This window comes from Bradyrhizobium genomosp. I (2014) (assembly GCF_000261685.1).
In the GTDB taxonomy this organism is placed as follows: domain Bacteria; phylum Pseudomonadota; class Alphaproteobacteria; order Rhizobiales; family Xanthobacteraceae; genus Bradyrhizobium.
Window position 1 is genome coordinate 1 of the sequence record NZ_AJQE01000374.1, and the last position, 21,121, is coordinate 21,121.

Genomic DNA, 21,121 nt, shown 5'->3' on the forward strand with positions numbered 1-21,121 from the left:
TCGTCACCCAAAATCCCGCATAGCTCTGGGACAAGTGGGGATCACCACTGAGAGCCAGGGGATTCCTGACATCACGACATTTGCGAATGCTTCAAATATGTACGCTAGCCCAGGACGACGAAATAGAGAGCCTAACACCATCCGGTGCAGGCCTACCCCCGATTCATCGAATGTCATTCCCGGCGGATGACGGGCTCCGTACAATGAGAACCGCAAAGTAGAATAACGAGCTTGCCGACAGCCAGCTAAGCAGATCCGCAGCTTTACGGTTGGCAGATGATGCGCTCCGCACACAGCAAGAACAAAACGTCACCCCACCCGAATTGAAGGAATGTTATGATTCAGAAACAACGAACTAAGTTGGCTTCGGACCTCGGACTTCGCTACGGCGCCATCGCTCTTGGCCTGGCAATGACAACGGTCATGCTCGCGCCAGCCAACGCGCTTGATCAAGCGCCGACCGCAGAGGAGAAAGAGGCCTGTATGGAAGACGTGTTACGCCTTTGTAGTAGTCATATACCAGATCGCTTTGCTATCACTGTCTGCCTCAGATCCAAGCAAGATCGCCTCAGTCAGCAATGCCGATACGTGATCTCCGGGCGGGACATCGGCAATCAGAGCAGCAGATCGAAGTGAAGGTGCTACGACTTGTCCGCCCGGCTCCTTACCAGAAGTCGTCCCAGCTCACGTGCAGCACATCGCACGAAGGTTAACCGGCGGCCCCCGCCACGGCGGCGCCGGAAGCCAAAAGCCTTGTGACCCTCCTAATATCGCCGGCAAGCAGGCTCGAGACGACGCTATTGTTCTGGTATCAAGCGACTGCAGTCCTCTGACCAGCCGCCGGCGTCCTATCTAGGGCACCATCGAATGGAGAGGGCTTGACCCTCACGTAGCGTCAGGTTGTAGCGTCGCCACAGATGCTCACGTTTCATCTGTCGGCCGCCTGTTGGACAAGTGCGGCATAGCGAGTGCGAATAGACAGGCAGCTGCAACAAGGCACTCGGCTGCAAAGACGTCTGGCTGAACGGTCGCAGCTCAGATTGGACAAGGGACGTGCACAGTTCGATGGAACCGCTCAAGTCGATCATCGCGAAAGTTGCCACGGGCGCCATACTGACGCGCGAGGAGGCTGCGTCAGCGTTCGACAGCATGATGTCGGGTGACGCAACTCCCTCGCAGATCGGTGGCTTGTTGATTGGGATGAGAGTCCGCGGCGAAACAGTCGAAGAAGTCACCGGCGCCGCGTCCGCAATGCGGAATTTAATGCCCAAGGTGGAAATGCAATGCGACCCCATCGATATCACTGGTGCGAGCGACGGGGCGATGCGTCCGCTCAACGTATCGACGTGCGCTTCCTTCATCGTCGCCGGGGCCGGCGTTCCTGTCGCCAAGTATGTTAACCGCGCTGCGACTTTGCGTTCAAGCACCGCAGACGTGTTGGCGAGTCTAGGCGTAAAGGTCGATCTCAAGCCTGATGCGATCGCACGTTGTGTGCACGAAGCCGGCATTGGCTTCATGTTTGCGTCAGCCGGCTATCCTGCGATGCAGCGCATCAGCCAGATCCGAAGCGTGCTTGGAACCCACACAATGTTCAATCTAATCGAGGCTTTGTCTAATCCGGCCGGCGTCAAGCGGCAGATCCTTGGAGTTTTCGCTCGCAAATGGGTGCAGCCATTGGCGTACGTCTTGAAGAACCTGGGTGCCGATTCGGTATGGGTTGTTCATGGCTCGGACGGGCTCGATGAAATATCCCTCGCCGGGACAAGCTTTGTTGCTGCGGTCGAGGCCGGTACAGTCCGCACGTTCGAAGTGACGCCGGAAGAAGCCGGGCTCCCCCGCTACCGCGCCGATGCGCTGGAGAGCTGTGATTGCGAGTCTCATGCCATTGCGTTAGAGAAAGTGCTCGACGGCCTCCCAGGCCCTTTTCGTGATGCCGCACTTTTGAACGCGGCGGCGGCACTGGTGGTGGCCGGTCGTGCCTCGAACCTACAGCAAGGCGTGGCACTTGGCCAAGAATCACTTGATCACGGCGCTGCAGCCGCCCGGCTGACTCGCTTGATTGCGGTTTCAAACGCCTAAAGCTGAGCTGGCTGAGGCTCGACTAATGCGATCAAGAGTGCAGCTTACGTGCGCAAGAATATTGCAGCTGCAAATGCGCGCCACTTCTGCGGAATTTGAGTGAGCGCCGCTGACGAAACAACTCGCGCTGAGCAGGTGTCCGACAGCCACCCCTTTGCCGACTAGAGGCTATTCTCGGCCCGGTTGCTGAGGTGAGGACCCGCGGCGCAACGTGCGTTACGCGCCAAAGGAGACAATGGATGATGCCCTGGCAGAGGATGGAAACACTGGGAACGATCGCAACAATAGAACACATCATCCGGAAGTTTCGGGAATTGATCGATACAGATAGCTCCATCCCGCCAGAGCTGCGGCGTGCGCTGCACGATACCCTGGATGAGCATCTTTTCGAGGCAAAACGACGTGTTCTGCTGAGAGCGCATTAGGTGCGCCGTTGCCGCCTACATGCCGAGAGACTGGCAGGCCAGCGTGGCGCTTTACGCAAACGCCAAAAACACTTGCCAAGCTTGGCTTCGATATCTCGCCTTCTCAGACTGACCGCCGATGGTGATTCCCGCATACGCCCCCTGAGCAACTCCAAATTTCGCCGGAAGCGAGCGGCGACGTGCGTTGGGTACGCCGCCGACGCGTTCGCTGGATCTCTCCTCAATGGCCCTCATTAACTGGGGCTCGCCCCCCTCACGGCGGCGCTACATGTTCGCGATAGCCCCTTGGGGGACTGCTTGGGCCAGCATTACCTTGGTCACGTTTTCATAGGCCGCAAAAAAGGGGCTTGAATCTGACGTAACGTTAAATCGTACGCTCTCGGGCGTGGCACCTATCGTGTGAGGGACTGCGAATGCCTCAGCTGGTCATATCCGCTGACCGATGGCCGGTCATGCTCCTCATTGTCTATAGTCCCTCGCTCGGGAGGGCTGTGCAGCGAGTTCCGATCGCGGCGCCAGAGCTCGCACGTAGCTCTAAATGGTTCGGCATTTCTGATCCTGACAATATGGCCGCCGGCGGCCACTTCGCCACGGGAGCCGATAAGGTCAGAATTGATCGACGTGGAAGTCTATCGGAAGCGCTTAGGTGGCGCCCGCTTCCTGAAGCTGCTCGTCTCGCGCAGCAACGCACAAAACTCAGTTCGCCGAACCCACCTTCAAGCTCCTTTCCGCACCTGGCAAGGCGTTTCGACCGTGCAAGGTTTGGCAGATGGTGAGCCCGCGCGGGTTTCGACGAGTGGCCCGCGCGGGCGACTCCGCGTGACCAGCGCGGCATCGGAAGAAATTGTTTGGCAGGCTGGAGCAGCAAGTTGAAAGACCGCGATGGCCTTAAGAAGGTCCTGTTAGTTCATCATGTTGAAGGCCAGTGCCGTTGCATCATCGGTTTCAAAGATGGAGATATGAGAGCGGCCTATATGTGCGGCGAGCCTGTATATCAAAAACGCGGCAAGAAGACCTCTTCGTGGTGTGCCGATCATTACCGGAAGATGCACACCGCAGCTGAGCAGAGCGGAGTGATCGATCGATCGGCAGATTTCCCTCGAGCGATATCCATCGTTCGCACCCCATGACAGCCATTAAAAGAAGGCTTCCGCCAAGACCGTGTGAGCACAGCCTGTACAAGCGCCAGCCGAAGCATATGACCGGGGCCTCGTCAGGATTTGGGGGGCCGTTGCGGGTGGCGCAAACAGAATGCGCGGACCTGACACGCATGAATAGCAAGCTGAATTTTTCCACCCCGGCCGAGGGAAGCGCTACCTATACCTTTGACAAGACCGCGATTCATTTCGAACGGAAGCCGTCCAGCTATGTCATCCTCAATCGATACATTGAGCGGATCGCTCGCGCCTTGGAGAGCCAGTTTGGTGCCCTGAGAGGAGCCCGACTCGAGATCCCCAGCCTCGCCGGCGACAATGGACACTGCGAGGCCGATGGATCTATTCCGCTTCACCGCGGCAAAACAACTCTCGATTATTTCAAGCGAGAATATCTTTCCAGCAAGAATAGAGCGAGTGCTTACGGAACATCCAAATGTAGCCGAATGCTGGTCGGTCGAGCCGTTGCTCGATGGGAAGACGCACCCGCCGCTTATGTGACCAAGCGGCGGCGACTGCCGGATCGAGGCGCAAGCGCTGATCGCCCATGTTTGGTCAGAGCCCGTTTATCGGGCTCTGCGAGATCATTTCATACGCGGCCGAGCCATAAATTGAGATCGGCAGATTCGAGGCGGGCCGTTCTCTCCCGCTGCATCGCAGGTGACATCGAGATGGCGCAAATTCTCCCCTCTCCCAGAGCCTTGCCACGGCATGGCAACGACTTCGTGGTTGCCATGACGATCCCATCCTGATCACGACCAGATGTCCGGAGGTCGAGAATGCCGCGAATCCTGATTATGAATGCCGGTACGCCTCAGATGTCGGGCGCCCACCTAACAAAAGCTCAACTTTCGCTGGCCGCCAACTCGGCATTTCGTTCAGCGTGGTTTGCTCAGGAGGGCGACCTGATAGTCTCTCCGGTAGTGATCCCGGCCGATCTGTTATCCTTCATTGGCGGAACGCTCAATTTCCATTCATCGGCTCTTCGCCTGCTTGTACCTGCGAGCCGCCAATCGACAATCCTCGATGATTGTACGTTACTGTCCAAAACTGTTGTCGAGCGGCTCAAAAGACATATTCGCCAGAAATCAGACTGGCAATTGTATCCCTGCTACTCTACTGAAGGCGTCGCACGCTTGGCGGCCATTCTAGGCATACCGAAGACCGGTGACGACTTCGCTTTGCAGCGCGGGCCTGATCTGTTGAATCGCAAGAGCCACTTCCGTCAATTGGCAACAAGCGTTGCACTTCCGCTCCCCCATGGATCAGTCGCGACAGACCCAAATGGACTGTTCAAAGCCGTCACCTCCCTCAAATCCGAGACCGGCACGGTCATTGTAAAGTTGGATAATGGAGCTGGTGGAGTTGGAAACGTCATCCTGACCAGCAATAAGAGCGATCCGCTACCTGGAGCCAGAGATACTCGGTGGGTTTCGTGGCCGTCGTTTGATCCCGAAGCATTGTGGTCTGAGATGACAACAGCCTCGTGTAAGACGCTGGTCGTGGAATCGTACCACTTGGCCCGATCTTTATTCTATCTCGAGTATACAATCCAGGATGATGCATCAATCGCTTTTGTCAATAGTGGAAGCATACGTCTGCGTAAAAGCGCAGACCGATCCGAAAGAGCTCTGATCCGGACGGGACTTGAGCTTCCAAGCGACTTGGAGGAAGAGCAATTGTTAGCTGCCCAGGCCCATGCCTACCGTTTTGTGGCACTCGCGCGAGACCTGGGGTATCGCGGAATGATCAACATCGACGCCATTTTCGCACAAGACGGGCGGTTGCTGTTCAATGAAGCGAACGGCCGCTGGGGTGGCGGCTCGGTGTTACACAACATTGCCGTCCGGCTGCTAGGCGTCGACTATTTCGGCTGTAACGTTATTTTATCTGTGAGAAATGTGCGATCAGCATCCTTCCGGGCGGCGCATGATCGTCTCGTCAAGGATGGACTTATATTCGACCACACACGTAAGGAGGGCGTGATCCCGCTTGCTGCCGATGAAAAGGCTGGCACTGTGGAGTGCGTTGTGATTGCGCCGAACAGGCCCGCGGCCCACGATCAGCAACACCGACTATTGAAGTCGTAGCAAACATCGTCAGCCGCTCAATTCATCGCTTCGAAGCCTGGGATACACCATCGCGCACCGGGAACGCGCGCCTCCCTTCCTTCACGTGGCGACGAAGGTGCCCCAATCACCGAGCAAGCTTTGGTCGGACGATGAATGGTGGCCCTATGAGAGTGCTCTTGTTCGTCCCGGACGAGACCAGCGGTGCGCCGAAGCTTGTACAGCGACGAGCGTCATGGCGTAAGGCTGCCGGCGCAGTTGCCGACCCCAAAAGCTAATCGCATTGCACGTCCTGCTTGGCCGATTTGCGACGCCTACGTTGAAACTCGACAATACGATGGGCGATTGCACTCGCTGGCTTGGGTTTATGCGAGTTTCACTATGAAATAAGCGGCCCCAAAAGACCGCACTTTGCCGGCACGTAAATTGCTGCATAGGAGCAGGAGTTGCCGCAAAGAACGCGGCCGCAGCAGCTATCTTCGGAGTCCCAATGAGGCTGATCCGATTGATCTTGTTCGACTTGGCTTTGATTCTGCTTGCATCTGGAGTTGCAAAAGCCATGAATGTGGCCGCTGGCGCAAGTTCCGCATTTGTCAGGCAGACTGCTCTGCGCGAGGTGGCACCGAGCTCCAAGCATGGTGGTCCCTACTACAGCCAAACGCCGCTCGTTCCCGGGCAGCCGCCGGACAACCCCGGTCGGGACCAGCTGGCTGACAATTCCGCGGGGATGCAACCCAGCTTTGGATGTGTGGTCCGTGAGTCCCGACGCCCGACTAGCTATATCTTCGATAGCACTGAGAGGCTCAATCTCCCGCCCCGTGTGATGCCGTCGATCTGCAATCCTATCGCCTCGCCTCTCAGCCTCCTACCTGCGGGCAGCGGAATGGTCATCATGGCCTTTGCGACCACTCTCCTCGTGATTGTGGTGATTGTGGTGGAAATATTCGGCCCATTGTAACGGCGTGAGGCCCCAACCGCTCCCCTTTCGGCGCCCGCGATACAGCTCGGCATGAGCGGATCCGTGGAGGAGGAACGATGGCAAATACCATGCTCGAGCCAGTAGCAAGGTGATCGTCGCGTCGAGGTGATCACTGGGATCGTCGCCGACGATGGACGGGCGAGGAAAAGGCCCGGATCGGGGCGCAGAGCTTGGAGTAACAATGACACGACCAAAGCGATCACTTCATCGCCACAGCCAAGCCCTAGATCCACAGGCTTGTGCTGGCCTGCCTGCTGGATCATCTCGCCAAGCGCGTCCACGAACTCACGCCCGGAATTGGTAACCTCAGAACGTCGCTCATGCCCCATGAGCGAGGTCGGCCATCCGCTCAAGACGCCCAACTAGGGGCCGTCACCGGACGCGTACGATCAATGTAAGCCATCGCTTGCGACCAGACTCGTGTCGGACCTCACGAAGGACCCGCAAGATGGGAAAGCCATCAATTCCCCGGAGAGCTCGCTCAGCCCACGATTTGCAGAGACCCATACCAGGCGCGGCACGCTAGGGCCGAGCGTTAGAACCCTCGATGATCCGGCGGTTCACGCCGCTGCGTTTTGAACAGAAGTATACGAGGGATCGGCGCTCCCCGCTTGATACCGGCTTTACCTCATGCCGGACCTTACAGGTTGTGACAAGCACAGCGCCAAATGGCGGCCGGAATACGTGTTGTTCGTACCCGGTTGGATATACCACGAATTCACCGCCGTCGAAGTCTCTCGCTAGCTGCACAATCACCGAGTACTCGAAATCCGGATCACTCGCCGCATCCAAATGAATGCCGATAAAGGACCCCGGCGGCATACGATGCATCTGGCATCGGCGAACCACGTAATCTGCGGATGCTCCGAAGATCTTTCTTAGCGCGAAGCTGCGATCTCTACTTTCGAGCAGCTCCATGATCTGACCCGAAGCAGTACCACTCACGTTGCTAGGCGCGTGGCCGGGCGGGTCTACCCTCACGCGCTGGACAAAGACGCTGTGCAAGTCGCCCGCATCTCCCTCCCGCACTTCTTCTTCCGGAATCTCAGCCTGCAGCTGATCGATCCTGGCTATGTCGTCTTGAGTGAATAACATTTGCGGGGCGATTACGACGGACCCCTTTACTAGCAGCTCAATCCGGTACTTTGTCAGGACTTCTTCTGAAAGAAGACAGGATTTATCTTTCATTGCGCGCGCCATTCGAGCTCACTCCTTTGATCTTCGAAGCATGACTCCGGGTCCTGCTGCATTGACAGGAATGCTTGCTCCCAATGCGCGCCATCGAACTCAGATATTCTTAAGTGCTCGATGGTCTTTCTATCCAGACATCGGATATTTACGCTGTACCCGGAGGGATTCGACCTCGGCCTATAGAATGGCTTTACACCACAAAGCCGGCAAAACGTGTGCCGCGCAATATTCTTGTTGAACTGGTATGTCGTGAGGAACTCTTCGCCGCACTCGATGCGCAGCTTATCGCCAGGTACGAGCAAGTGGACAAATCCAGACATTTGACAAATTGAGCAATTGCATCGAACTGCAGAGAGCTCTCGAGGTGCATTGACGTAGAATTTGATAGCGCCGCAATGACAACGGCCATGATGTTGCATCTCGGAGTGATCATCTCCCGTACGCGCCGCCGTTCCGAGCAGATCGCGACACCACTGGACGCTGAGCCGATAGGCTCGGCCGAATTCATTCAAAAAGCGATCATTAAGGCCAGGCTGCACAAGTTCACCAATCAGCCGGCCTGTCATTTCTCCGTGGTACTTCTCCGCGGGATCTTCTCCGCCGACATGGCCGCGAAAATACTCAAGATCGTCCGGCCGCGCCTTGAAGGTTTTGACCAGAGTGGTCCACAGCGACTGGATCATGTCTGCAGCATGGAGCTCAAAGGCGACCATGTAGGCGCAACGAACCAGGGGGTCTTTCGATGACAATCCGGCATAGAGAGAATGCAGGTACTGCTTCGTCCTGTCGCTATAGTTGGGCCTTATCGCTCTGCCGAGTAGTCGTGCAGCATCCTTTCTCAAGAGGTTGGAGTGAAAGTTTTCTGTCAAAAGAATATCGGGCAACGCCGCCTTGCCGCCCCGGAGAATCCCGCCATGGCCACCGGTCTCATCCCAGCAGATAAAATTCGCGACCACGCTGGTCAGTTCAATGTCCCTCCCAATGTCCCGATTTTGATGCATTGCATCGAATATGAGGTCCCTTTGCGACCCTGCCTGCAGGTACGGGAACGCCTGTGACATCGCTAGGTATTCAGGCAGCAGGCTGGCGACCTGGTCTCCGGACATCTGGGAGGCGAACGGATGCGGGCCGAACAAGGCTCGCACTCGCTCAGTCAAGTACTCGCAGGATAACTTCGGAGGCTGATCCGGTGCAAATCGAGACGCTTGAGATATCATTTGACTCCCTGCAGATGAGAAGCGAAACGGTCCTTGACGAAGCTACCTTCATGTCCGGGCCGACTATTGACCGCGCTGAGTTCATTGGCTTCAAAGGGCCTAATGTTGCGTTCACCTTTCACGCAAACTTTCGTCGTTCTCCTGGCCACGGCAGATTGCGGTCTTCTCTGTCCTGGTCATGCGCATCGAAGGGACTTCGTTCATTGAGGGAGCGGCGAGGATCCGGTTGGCTTCCAGTCCAGCAGCAATCCGATGCCGCAATGGCAGCCACGGCGAGCATGCGCGCGGAGAATCGTCTTGGATACTTCGCCGCGCATGCCATTCTGATGCTAATGCCGCATGCGCGAATGACACGCCTAGTCGCGCGGTGCAGCTTTGGCTGCCTGAGCAAATGAATGAAGCCCTCGCGGTTGCTGCTGCCGCCATTTCATCGAACCGCTGTCAACTTGGTACAGCATTGTAAAATCCAATTCGTGCCTACCGACCTCACAGGGCCTCAGGTCGTTCGTGGCATGCCGCTCGCCTGTTCTTCGCATTCGCGGTTACCCCCTCTTAATTTTTACTGGCTAACAGCAACCATCATGCCAACTCTTGAATTTGCTCCGTCAGATTCCGAAGAAGCTGGTATAACACTTGTGACCTATCCTCATAGCAAGTGCATAGCACTTGAGAGGCTGCGCACCGCCGTCAGGAACGAAACAGCGGCTGTTCACATACACACGGCTGCTGAATTGGCGGATTGCTTCAAAGGCGCCGCATAGGTTGGCTTTGCTCCTTAAAGCCAGCGACAGGGCTTTGGACGTGCAGACGGCAGCGCTAGCATGGTGACCCGGGTTGCTGACGTATTCCGTCTTTGCTCGCGACCGGTACGGAGGAAGCAATGGTCTTCCACGGTCGAACACGACAAAACGGAAGATCTGAAATATGCGCAGGCCTGTTTGGCCGTGCCCCGGCAATCCTGGGCGGCTCCGGACTCGATCGTAGCGATAACGTGCTCTACGGAACATGCGGCCTCAGCCGATGGCGAGATCGACGGATGGCATAGCAAACTCTTATGGTAGCTTACCGCGTTGCACAACGACATGTTGCGCTCTCATCGACTCGGGTGCGAGCGTTGATACATTTCTTGGAGCGCGTTGCTAACATTGCCCGGACAGTCCAGATCGGGCGTCACGAGCAAGTGTCGCCAGATCGGTTTCGAGCTTCGGTTGATTCAAGAAGATTGCGTCTATTAGCGCCTGCGCCGGCTGCTCGGCGGACTCAACCAGCGCCGCCCTCTCGGCCCGCGCAGGGGGAGCGAACACACGTTTGACGACAGTCGGCGAGCCCTTGAGCCCACATTTGGAGATGTCTTCGACACCTGCATCTTGCGCGCTCCATTTCACGATTTTGGCTCGCGCGGCACGCAAGGCATCCGCCATCGCGCCTCGCCGAATCTGATTCGTCGCCTCAAGCATGGTGATGAGGCAGGGCAACCTAGTGTGCAGAACCTGCACACCGCCTTCCGAGCGCCGCTCCGCTTCAATTGTTTCATTGGCGACGTCCACGGATCTGACCTTCGCAACGTAAGTTAGCTGCCCTACGCCCAGTCGCTTCGCGATGCCAGGACCAACCTGCGCTGTATCGCCGTCGATGGTCTGCTTTCCCGTGAAGATGAGGTTTGCCGGACCATATTCCTTGCCAATTTTCCGGATCGCTGTTGCAAGCGCATACGTAGTGGCCAGCGTATCCGAGCCCGCAAAGCAGCGATCAGTAAGTAGGACGGCGCGATCAGCACCATAAGTCAGCGCCTTTCGCAACGACTCCTCTGCCGATGGCGGCCCCATGGTAAGCACGGTAATTTCGCCACCGAACCGATCGCGCAGCCCCAGCGCGGCCTCGAGCGCGAATAGGTCATACGGGTTGATGATGGTCGGCACTCCCTGACGCATGATTGTATTGGTCACGGGGTGCACGCGGATCTGCGCCGAGTCCGGAACTTGCTTGATGCAGACAATATTATGCAAGGTGTTGCTCCTAAAGTTACGTCAGTTGGGAAGAGAACAGCAAGTCTTGTACCATCCCCGCCGCTTGGGACCGCTCGCTGTCACAAGGCTTAACACCGGGTAGTGCGCCCTCTCTACCCCGCGCTTCCTGAAAGGGATGCCGGCACAAAGCAGGCTCGGACAGCGCTGTTTCGCAGCACCACGCTGGCAAGTGGCGGCGGGACTGCTTGCGGATTGACTGCCGCTAATCCCCTGCAGGCCCGGACCGGTCGAGGGTCATTAAGCATTGCGTTCGCCAATCCGGCTTGATTGAGATAAGGATGATAGCTCTTTGCATTTCGAGCAACCGGCGGTTCGCGATTGTGCGACTCGCAAGTGAGGCTCTCCGCCCCATCTGTCGCTGAATAGTTGAGCCCTTCTCGGGGTCGTGGCAAGCCGACGCCCCCGGCGGTCCATTCCCCTCAGATTGCTAGATTAACTACGCGGACCGTCTTCACTTATCGATTTGGCGGAATCAGTCCAGGCCGATGCGGGGCGCTCAGAACCGCTTTATCTCGATTCCGTATTTCCTCAGCGCGTAGCCGACTTGGCGCGGGGTTAGCCCGAGTAGGCGCGCTGCCTTGGCCTGCACCCAGCCAGACTTTTCCATAGCCGCAACGACCCGCTCGCGATCAGCCATTCTCGCACCACTAACGAGAACTGTGCCGGAAGGTGCCAATGAGCCCGGTTCGCAGACAGCCTGCGGCGGAGGGGCCGTTTCAGCCAGCGGGATGATGGACTTTGCAGGCACCGGTTGCATCGGTGCCGCCGGGTCTGTCTTGCCATACGATGTGCTTTTCCAAAGCGTCGTGGAAAGGCATTGGCCTTGGCTGCATGCAAAGTCACTTCTTACAATCGATGTTCCGGCACTGAGTGTCGCGGTCCGCTCGATGCAGTTCTCGAGTTCGCGGACATTTCCCGGAAATTTACAGCTCATCAGTACATCGATCGCACTCGCCTCCAGAGTAAGAGAGCGGCCGTTCTCGCTGTTAAACTTTCTGAGGAACTCTCTTGCGAGCAGCGGAATATCACTGCGTCTTTCGCGAAGCGGCGGCAACAACAAGGGAACTACGCTAATACGATAGTAGAGGTCCGCGCGGAATTCGCTCCTTGCCACAGCCTCTTCAAGGTTCCTGTTGGTCGCAGCTATCACCCGAACATCGACTTTAATCGTGTGATTGCTGCCGACGCGCTCGAACTCCTGCTCTTGCAGAACTCGCAGCAACTTCGCCTGGAACGGAGGTGAGATCTCTCCGATCTCGTCAAGAAATAGCGTCCCTTTGTCAGCAAGCTCGAAGCGCCCCTTGCGGGCGCTGACAGCACCGGTAAAGGCACCTTTCTCATGGCCAAACAATTCCGATTCCAGGACCGTCTCGGGGAGCGCCGCGCAATTCAGCTTAACGAACGGCCGCTTAGCACGAACGGACGACTCGTGAATGGCCTTGGCTACCAGCTCCTTCCCGGTACCGGATTCGCCACGCAGCAGAACCGTGCTGTTTGATCTGGCTACAACGACAATCTTCTCAAGCAGTGCGCTCAGCGCCGGGCTGTCGCCAATGATCCCGTGTGCCTGAAGCTGCTTGCGCTCGCGAGCGGGCGGCCCACGATCAACTGTCTGTTTCTCTAGCCGGTCCTTGTCCACCAACGATTGTTCGCGATCGCCGGCGAACAAGCGATGTAACTTGATCGTTTGTCCTATCACGTTCGCGACCATGGCGAGCAGCCGCGCATCGTACTCGAGAAGACTTGAACTGCCTTCCGGGATACGGTCGATCGTCAGCGTACCAACGACCGTCGAATCAACGCGAATCGGGACCCCGATGAACGCTACCGGTATACTATCAGAGGCGCCGAGAACCTCCCGGTCGGCAGCGCTGAAGGCCGTCTCGGCGGCTACATTCTCGACCATAAGAGACCTGCCTGTCGCTACGATCTCGTGGATTGCTTTCTGCGGCACGCACGTCCGGTAACGTTCGTCAGTGCCTTCGCTCCAGCCGGCGCCAACTGTAAGTTCTGGAACGCCGTCATCGTTGAACAGCGAGACGAGGCCGTGTCGCATCTGCACAAACGATTGCAGAAGACCGAGAACGTTGGCCAAGGTGACTTCGAGCCGGCCGGGAGCATTTAGTATTTTCGATATTTCGTAGATGCCGGCCAGCGCGCTCTCATGCGACGGCTCCCCCGGGGGGGCACGCTCCGGTTCCGGCTGCGAGGCAGGTCTTTCGCTCGAGGAGGGGATATGCAGCATAAGCCTGTCTCCGTTTCCTTGATCATCCTCCCTGGACCCATGTCCGGATTGGCGAGGTTCGTTTTGCATGTCACTCTCGATCTAGCGCCAAGTGTTGACGAGATGACATCGAACCGTGACACTTTTTCATGGCACGACAGTAAACTTGCCGTGTGCCTTCGATTCATTTTCTGTTGATTGTATGCGCGTGGTCAGCGGAGAACGTGAGTCCGTTGGGAAGCTCAAGTCAGCTTCGCCGCCGGGCCGGCCGCTTCACAGATGCTGGCCACCGTTGATCGGCACCTCGGCACCCGTAACATAGCTCGCCGCATCCGAGCATAGGAAGAAGATGACCTTGGCCACTTCGTCCGGAGTACCCACTCTGCGCAGCGGGATACTTGCCACGACGCGCGCTTCCGCGTCGGGCGACAGCATGTCGGTCCTGATTTCGCCGGGCGCGATCGCATTGACGCGAATGCCATGCGGCGCATAGTCGTGGGCCAATTCGCGTGTGAGGCTCGCAAGCGCAGCTTTCGAGGTCGCATAGGCGCTACCGGCGAATGGGTGCACCCGCGAGCCCGCGATTGAAGTCACATTCACGATCGATCCTGACGCGGCTCTTAGCTCATCAAACAAACCCTGCGCCAGCAGGATCGGAGCCACCAGATTAAGATGAAAGACCCTCATCCAGGTATCGGTTGAGGTGGTCAACGATGTCATCCGATCGCCTGTGGGCGTTTTCGGCGACACACCCGCATTATTCACCAGCGCGTGCAAGGGCGCACCGGCCAAGCGTTTCTTAACCTCGGTGATTGCGCGCGGCAGCATTCGATGATCGCCGAGGTCGACCTGGAAATGATCGTCATTCCCAGCCTCCCAGGGGCATCGCTCGCCGTCGAACGGTTGGCGTGCGCAAGAAATGATGCGCCAGCCTGCCTCCGAGAATAGCTTGGCAGTGGCATGGCCAATTCCGCGCGATGCGCCGGTGAGTAACATCACCTTCGGTTCTCCACGATCAACGCGCGCATTAACGGCGTCAACGAGGCGATCCAAATGTGCTTCGGGCAGCGGACCTCGGATCAGATTGTCATTTGGCAGATCGAGACCCACGGCCGCCTCCTCTACTTTTGCGCCCGCGCACGCGTAGCAGGATTTGCGCCACTGCGATGTACGTAAATGCGCTTCCGTTTTGCGTCCTAATGTCGCGCACGCGGAATGCTTGGCGCATTCAAGACAGCGGAGGTGAGCTTTCTGACAGCGATGGTGACTCTGCTACGTAAGTTCGCGAGCACTCGCCCGCTTCATGAAAGGGCTACCCAGCCCGCGTTCGCTTTCACGATCGCACAACCGTACGAGCCTGCGGCTGGCCGGCGCCTCTCGTCGAAGTCGAAAAATGCCCGGGGATAACGGCCACGGCCATTAGCCGCCCCAACATAAAACTGATGTACCAAGCTTGCACGTTAGATTCGTCGGCGGCCACTTTTGATCTATCGCGCCATGCTCTGAGCGGCACTGGATTTCGCGGCGCTAGTTCCAAGCATGAGCTGGCGAGCTGAAATGTTCATCCGTGATTGAGCGTTGTTTAGCTTCCGTCTGCGGCCCGCCCGAAGCGAAGACGAAGGCGTGCTCCTTCTGTAAAACGCAGCGGCACTTTAGGGCCGTTGTTGTCGAAGCCGCGCCTTAGCCGAACGCATTCGGCCGCGGCTTCGTTCTCTTCGCCCCTGGAACGTTGCGGCAATGACAGCCCGCGGGCCAGAAAATCGTCGCCCGGAGAAGAACTTCCACGGCTATCGGACGTAAAGAGCGGCGGTGAGATCGATCACGCGGGTTTGCGACTTTCACGAAGCCATAAGCGCTTGCGAGTTGTCTTCAATCAGGATCAACCGGCCCGGATCGTTCAAATCGAATTCTATAACGCGTGGGGCGAAAAGACGCGCATAGCGCGTAAAAGCGCTCGTTGGCGGAAAACGGATCACCGTGTCGCAGCGGGCAAGGAGATACATCTCGGTGAGGGCAGAAAAGCCGCCTTCAGCTCCGAGGGCGGGATGGTGCAATGGGCCCGCTTGAGGCGCCTGGAACTGCTTTGGAATCGCGAAGACATCGGGAAATTTAACCGAAACCTGCTCGAGGACGAGCGCACTGTCCGTGCACAGGAACGCCCTCACAGGTTTTGCGTGGGATAAACTCCTGGCCTCATCAATGGCATTGTAGATCTGCCGCAAGGCGCGCTCCGTGTCCGCCCAGTAAGGGGCATGCCCCATAATATCTTCGCCATTGCCATGCCGGACATGAATGCCGATTACGCTGTACGGCTCAAAGTGCTCGCGGTAGATAGCATCAATCCGGGCCTGAATTTCAGGCCGCGGCTTAATACTCCGGAAGATTTCGCGTTCCGCTTCCTGATCGCAGCGCCACATCAGGCAGGCATCACACACAACCGTGTTAGCGTCACTATCTCTCTGACTTTGGAACAGTTGATCGAGTTGATCGCGTTCCCTGAAAATCTGCTCGTCCGGTCGATAGATGCAATCGAAAGATGGCTTGTTCCACCATGTTGGAAAGAATGGTCCTGGAAACGAACGCGTATTGATGTCGTCATCGCAAATTACTCGCACTCCGCCAATGTCTTCAACCGGTTCGAAGAAGACTGGAAAGGCATTGGTGAATGGTTCATCAAGATAACAAGATCCCCGCCAATCAATGGCTAGCGTCCGTCCTGTCTGCTTTGCAAATCGCCAGGCTGCCGCGAGTGACCACAGACAGTCGCCAAACCCCGTACGTCGCCGGGACACTACGAACCGATCATTGCTCGAACCGCTAACCATCTGCCTTGCCTTTTCGCGCGCTCCTGGTTGGACAAGAGACGTCAGTACAGACGTCTCGCGTATCTTCTCGCCCGGCGTCACGGCCTGAAATCGCGGTGCCGGCGAGCTGCATCGGTAGAACTTCATAGCAGGGCTATCCGTGACGGGCCGCGTTCTCTCAATACGATCGTCCTTTCAACGGTGTTGCATCGACCTGCCCGAAGCCCGATGCCCGATGCCCCGCTCTGCATCGGATGGCCTGGTCCCCTCACATGCACGCATGGGCGTGGCCATGCGCATCAGTCATGGCTATGTTCCGCTTTGTACATTATCGTGACCGCAAGCCGCGTGCAGCGGATGCAGGCGAACGCCCCGAAGCTCCCATACGAGCCGCAATTCCTTCACAAGATCTTCACGCTTGGCCTGGTCCAGCAGGGCTGTGTCGAAAAGCGACCCGAGCGACGCCTCGCCCTCGATTCGCATCAAGATCTCGAAAAGCTCAGGTGAGATACGCATACTAGAGTGGGCGGAATGTCCCATGCGGATCTCGCAGACCGTTTCCTGCCGATCTGGCGCTATGTGGGAGCGAACACGATGAAGGGATGCGTACGGCGGCAATGACGCAGCCAGCGCACTCCAATCCTGCAGTGATGCTGGCCGCTTCCTGACGAGGAACGGCCCAACAACAAGTCCGTCCAGATCAGTCGTCAAAAACGTGGTGATCGCATCTGACACGGACTGCACGATCGGCTCGGCATTGTTGTTAAATGAGGTATTTAGAAGAATCGGAAGGCTCGTTCGCTTCTTGAACGCATTAATGACGTCCCAGTAGGCGGGGTTTGTCTTGCGCGATACGGTCTGCAGCCGAGCCGTCCCATCAACGTGCGTGATCGCACCGAGCACGTTACCCTTGGCTTCACGCACGCGAACTACGAAGTTCATGAAGGGGAGCTGCCGCGTGCCGTCGGGGAGCTCAAAGAACTCGCTCGCATCCTCCTCTAATGCAGATGGCGCAAAGGGGCGATAGCTCTCGCGCTTCTTGACCACCGCGTTGATGCGATCCTTGTTTTCCGCAGGCCGCGGGTCCGCTAGAATGCTGCGGTTACCAAGCGCACGTGGGCCGAACTCAGAGCGCCCCTGAACCCAGCCGATTACAGCGCCATTTGCCATCCAGTCCGCCGCACTGGATGCTATGTCATCACTTCGTTGAATGTCGAGGTGGCCTGACCATGCGTTGAGCTCAAGCTCTGTGGCTTGCTCGTTCCCAAGATCGGGCCCCCAATAAACGTCCGGCAGTCGCTCGCGCGGCGCTGGCCTGCCTAGCTCGCTTGATACCATTAATGCAGCGCCGAGTGCGCAACCGGCGTCGTGCGCCGCGGGTTGAACAAAGATGTCGTCAAATAGCCCGGAATAAAGCAGCTTACCGTTCAGCGTGCAATTATGGGCCACCCCGCCAGCTAGGCACAGGCGTGTCATGCCCGTCGCTTTACGATGGTGCCGCAGGGTGTGAAACACGATCCGCTCCAGCGCTTCCTGCAGCGACGCGCTGACATCTCGATGCTGTTGGGTGAATGGCATTCCCTTTCGCCGAACCTGGATGTTGCGCAAAAGGGCTGGTCCGATTCGATCCAGGTGAACGCGATAGCCACCGCTGTCCAACAACTCGTAGAACTGCGCGAAGAGCTCGCGATAGCGATCGGGATCACCATACGGTGCAAGCCCCATCACTTTGTATTCGTCGAACATCCCGCAGCCGAGATATCGGATCGTCTCGAGATAGAACAGCCCAAGAGAGTTGTGTTCCGGGAAACTTACAAGCTGCGCAATTACGGTCCCGGACCCTACCGCCATTAAGCCTGAGAGAAAATCGCCCCCGCCGTCGATCGCAAACACCAGACTTTGCTCGAACCCGGACATGGCAAACGCGCTCACGGCATGTACTTCGTGGTGATTCACGAAGGAAACCCGGACGGATCGATCTCGGCCCCGAATTCCCGTGCCAACAGCTGCCGCAGCAACAGTTTGGGGTCCAACGGAACGGGCTGAGAAACAGAAAGGCGCTCGAGCATGGCTTTGCAGTAAGCTTCAGTCGCGTAGAACGCGATACGGTCGATGTCGCCGAGCTCGACTCCTGCGGTAGAAAGGCAGTATCGGATCGAATTGCTGGGGAACTTGTTGGAGTGCTTGACGCGGTTGAGGCGCTCCTCTTCGACAGCAGCAATTACGCGGCCGTCCTGCACAAGTACCGCAGCGCCATCGTGAAGAAATGTATTCGGCAGCTCCGGAGAGCTTTCATAGATTCTGTCAAGGCCGCCACTCAGTCCTATGCTCAACATCCCGTTCTCCATGGAAGGCCATGCCGTCCCACCGATCTAATCTGTACAGTCACGCGCAGCCGGTGCGCGTGCCAGGCAGCACAACACGACTTTGCAAGGTCCGATCGGCCGAACAGGCGGCCGTAGAGCTGGCTCGATCGCGGCTTCTCAAGGCCGTTTCACAAGCTGCTCTGACAGACCAGGTCACTCGCGAGCTACCGCGGAACGCATCATGACACTGCATCGCTTTGACTTCTCCGTTTCGCTGAACTCACGTCAACGCAGCAGGCGGCGCCGAAATAACGCGATCGACGCGAAAAAGGGCAAGACCGCGTAAACGCAGAGCGCGCCTACGTGTAGGGCGGCATTGTCGGCGCCGCGCTCAAGCATCACTGGGCGAATAAGGTCGACCGAATGTGCCAGCGGCAACAAGCCGGCAAAGTGCTGAAATGAGTCGGGCATTTGGCTCGTCGGAAAGACCGCGCCACACAAGAACACCATGGGCGTAAGGACGAGCGACTGGTAAAACACGAAGTAATCGTAAGTTGGCGCAAGAGATATGACGACCATTGCCAGGCTGGCGAAGACAAGGCCCGTAAGGGCGATTGTCGGTATCGCACAAAGAACCGACGTCCAGGATGCATAACCCAGGGTGGCAGCGACAATCCCGATTGCTGTCCCGGCTAGAACGGACTTACTGGCCGCCCACACCAACTCACCTAGAACGATATCGCCAAGCGTGAGCTGTGTGAACAAAATTCCCTCCCAGGTGCGCTTGACATCCATCCGAGCAAAGGCTGCGTACAGAGTTTCAAAGGTCGCGGATGTCATAGCGCTAATCGCGACCATACCCGCCGCCAAAAACGCAATGTACGAAGTCCCCTCAACCCGTCCCACAATGAGTCCGAGCCCAAAGCCAAGGCCAAACAGATTGGTTATGGGATCTGCGAGGTTGCCGAGAAGCGATGCAAGCGCGACTTTCCTCCATGCCAAGTAATTTCGACGCCATACCGCGGTCCAATTGTACGCATTAGCCGGCATGACCGACGCATAACCATCATCCATCGCTCATTTCTCCATCTCGCGCCCGGTCAACCGCAAAAACACGTCTTCGAGATTCGGGGGGCGCTGCAGAACGCGAAGGTCCGTTCGCCCGCGCAGGTGCACGCTGATTTCGTCCGGACATCGCGCGTAACAAAAAAGCGTCTCTCCACTCACTTCGATATGCCGCGCATACGGCCTGATCAGCTCCCGGAGTTGATCTAGATCACCGCCATAGATCTCGATCACGTTGCAGCCGATATGCTCGTCGATCAAGGCGTCTGGCTTGCCTTCGGCGATTTTGCATCCACTCTCAAGCACGCATAGCCGATCGCAAAGGCGTTCGGCCTCTTCCATGAAGTGAGTGGTCAAGAGGATCGTCTTGCCGCGCGCAAGAAGAGCCCGCAGGCGTTCCCAGATCAGGTGGCGAGCATGCGGATCGAGCCCCGTCGTCGGCTCGTCCATCACGAGTAGATGTGGATCATTGATCAGAGCGCGCGCCAGCGTCAGCCGCCGCTTCATACCACCGGACAAAAGGGAGACGCGCACGTCCGCCTTGCTTTCAAGCCGCGCAAACTCAAGCAACGAGGGCACAACCGCTTCGATCGTGCGAGCGCTCATGCCGAAATAGCGGCCAAACACAAGCAGGTTCTCCCGCACGGTGAACTCGGGCTCAAGGTTATCGAACTGCGGCACCACGCCTACGCGCACGCGCGCCGCACGAGCGCGGGAAGGCACAGGCTCATCGAGGACCGTAATCTTGCCTCGATCGGGGGAAATCATGCCGAGGAGCATGCGTGCAATCGTACTTTTGCCAGCTCCATTTGGCCCAAGCAGCCCGAAGCACTCTCCGCGCGCAACCGAGAACGACAGGTCATTGACGATAACCTTGTCCCCGAATGACTTTCTCACGCCGACAAGGTCGATCGCCATATTGGACATGTTCATCTTAGGCTGACAGAAGTCGTTCCGTAGGCGATGACTTCTTGATGACCGTTTTGCTCCAGAGCATGCCCTCGCACCACACATGCTCGACGCGCCCCCATTGGCATGCCGCCGCAGCATCGGGAAAGAATCCCCGTCCATGGAGGTTGGCGCTCGTGGTGCAGAGCAGCGGAATGCCGGTGAGTTGCTCAAATTCGATGAGAAGCGCAGCAATTTTGTGAGGAGAGTTGCGGGAAATTGTCTGCAGCCGCGCCGAGCCGTCGAGATGTACCACTGCCGGGATCTTGTCGCGCCAATTCGCCCGGGTTTGGTGATCGAATAGCATGTAAGGATCTGGCGTACCCGGGCTGAAGATCTCCGGCGCACGATCTTCCAGACAGATCGGCACCACCGGCCGGAAGTGTTCGCGCCGTTTGATGTCGTTGAGATGATCCTTCATCTCCGGGGACGTTGGGGCCGCAAGAATGCTTCTACCGCCCAACGCCCGCGGCCCGAGCCCGGCACACCCGGAAAGAAAGATGACGGGCTTGTTGTCAGCAAGAATCGAGGCAAGTTCAGGCAGACTGCACGGCGCCGCCTCCCAGTCCGGCGGAACCTCGCTCTCCTGCAGGGCGGGGCCACTGTAAACTGACCATTCCAACGGCTCCCAGC

General features: G+C 57.6%; 15 protein-coding genes and 1 pseudogene. 6 read left to right on the forward strand and 10 right to left on the reverse strand.

Annotation, left to right across the window (positions count from 1 at the left end):
• Positions 1–1,065 precede the first annotated feature (1,065 nt).
• From trpD to IC50_RS42130, 6 genes are all read left to right on the forward strand, one after another.
• Entirely contained in the window at positions 1,066–2,079 is a 1,014-nt protein-coding gene (gene trpD / locus IC50_RS32940; RefSeq protein WP_014497800.1) for an anthranilate phosphoribosyltransferase, read from the forward strand.
• 239 nt (positions 2,080–2,318) lie between these two features.
• Positions 2,319–2,504, forward strand: coding sequence for a hypothetical protein (locus IC50_RS32945; protein ID WP_014497801.1), 186 nt, complete (start codon positions 2,319–2,321; stop codon positions 2,502–2,504).
• Positions 2,505–3,373: 869 nt separating this feature from the next.
• Complete coding sequence (locus tag IC50_RS41680; RefSeq protein ID WP_133415003.1) at positions 3,374–3,634, forward strand: hypothetical protein; 261 nt, start codon at positions 3,374–3,376, stop codon at positions 3,632–3,634.
• Positions 3,635–3,774: 140 nt separating this feature from the next.
• On the forward strand, positions 3,775–4,410 hold the full coding sequence (locus IC50_RS32955) for a hypothetical protein (protein ID WP_223153701.1): 636 nt from the start codon (positions 3,775–3,777) through the stop codon (positions 4,408–4,410).
• Between the two features lie 27 nt (positions 4,411–4,437).
• Entirely contained in the window at positions 4,438–5,748 is a 1,311-nt protein-coding gene (locus IC50_RS32960) for a peptide ligase PGM1-related protein (protein WP_028143989.1), read from the forward strand.
• 469 nt (positions 5,749–6,217) lie between these two features.
• Positions 6,218–6,685 carry a hypothetical protein gene (locus tag IC50_RS42130; RefSeq protein ID WP_018647484.1) on the forward strand — a complete coding sequence of 156 codons (468 nt, stop codon included), beginning with the start codon at positions 6,218–6,220 and terminating at the stop codon, positions 6,683–6,685.
• Positions 6,686–7,228: 543 nt separating this feature from the next.
• Here the strand turns inward: IC50_RS42130 and IC50_RS32970 are convergent.
• The 10 genes and pseudogenes from IC50_RS32970 to IC50_RS33040 form a co-directional block, all read right to left on the reverse strand.
• Positions 7,229–7,906, reverse strand: a complete 678-nt coding sequence (locus tag IC50_RS32970; protein ID WP_014497804.1) for a 2OG-Fe(II) oxygenase — start codon at positions 7,904–7,906, stop codon at positions 7,229–7,231.
• A complete protein-coding gene (locus tag IC50_RS32975; protein ID WP_014497805.1) occupies positions 7,891–9,042 on the reverse strand; it encodes a GFA family protein in 1,152 nt (383 codons plus the stop codon). Before IC50_RS32975 ends, IC50_RS32970 begins: the two co-directional genes overlap by 16 nt.
• A gap of 1,211 nt (positions 9,043–10,253) precedes the next feature.
• Complete coding sequence (locus IC50_RS32990) at positions 10,254–11,120, reverse strand: electron transfer flavoprotein subunit beta/FixA family protein (protein WP_011084835.1); 867 nt, start codon at positions 11,118–11,120, stop codon at positions 10,254–10,256.
• 517 nt (positions 11,121–11,637) lie between these two features.
• Positions 11,638–13,386 carry a nif-specific transcriptional activator NifA gene (nifA, locus tag IC50_RS32995; protein ID WP_014497807.1) on the reverse strand — a complete coding sequence of 583 codons (1,749 nt, stop codon included), beginning with the start codon at positions 13,384–13,386 and terminating at the stop codon, positions 11,638–11,640.
• A 252-nt stretch (positions 13,387–13,638) separates the two neighbouring features.
• Positions 13,639–14,475, reverse strand: coding sequence for an SDR family NAD(P)-dependent oxidoreductase (locus IC50_RS33000; RefSeq protein WP_011084833.1), 837 nt, complete (start codon positions 14,473–14,475; stop codon positions 13,639–13,641).
• A gap of 728 nt (positions 14,476–15,203) precedes the next feature.
• Positions 15,204–16,316 (reverse strand): nodulation protein NodZ, encoded by a 1,113-nt coding sequence (locus tag IC50_RS33010; protein ID WP_011084832.1) that lies wholly within the window; start codon positions 16,314–16,316, stop codon positions 15,204–15,206.
• Positions 16,317–16,478: 162 nt separating this feature from the next.
• Positions 16,479–18,505, reverse strand: a pseudogene (locus tag IC50_RS43810) (carbamoyltransferase family protein).
• A 255-nt stretch (positions 18,506–18,760) separates the two neighbouring features.
• Complete coding sequence (locus IC50_RS33030; RefSeq protein WP_011084828.1) at positions 18,761–19,549, reverse strand: ABC transporter permease; 789 nt, start codon at positions 19,547–19,549, stop codon at positions 18,761–18,763.
• A gap of 3 nt (positions 19,550–19,552) precedes the next feature.
• Positions 19,553–20,473, reverse strand: a complete 921-nt coding sequence (nodI, locus tag IC50_RS33035; RefSeq protein ID WP_011084827.1) for a nodulation factor ABC transporter ATP-binding protein NodI — start codon at positions 20,471–20,473, stop codon at positions 19,553–19,555.
• Between the two features lies 1 nt (position 20,474).
• The coding region (locus IC50_RS33040; RefSeq protein ID WP_035715333.1) for a carbamoyltransferase C-terminal domain-containing protein at positions 20,475–21,121 on the reverse strand (647 nt) is incomplete at its 5' end.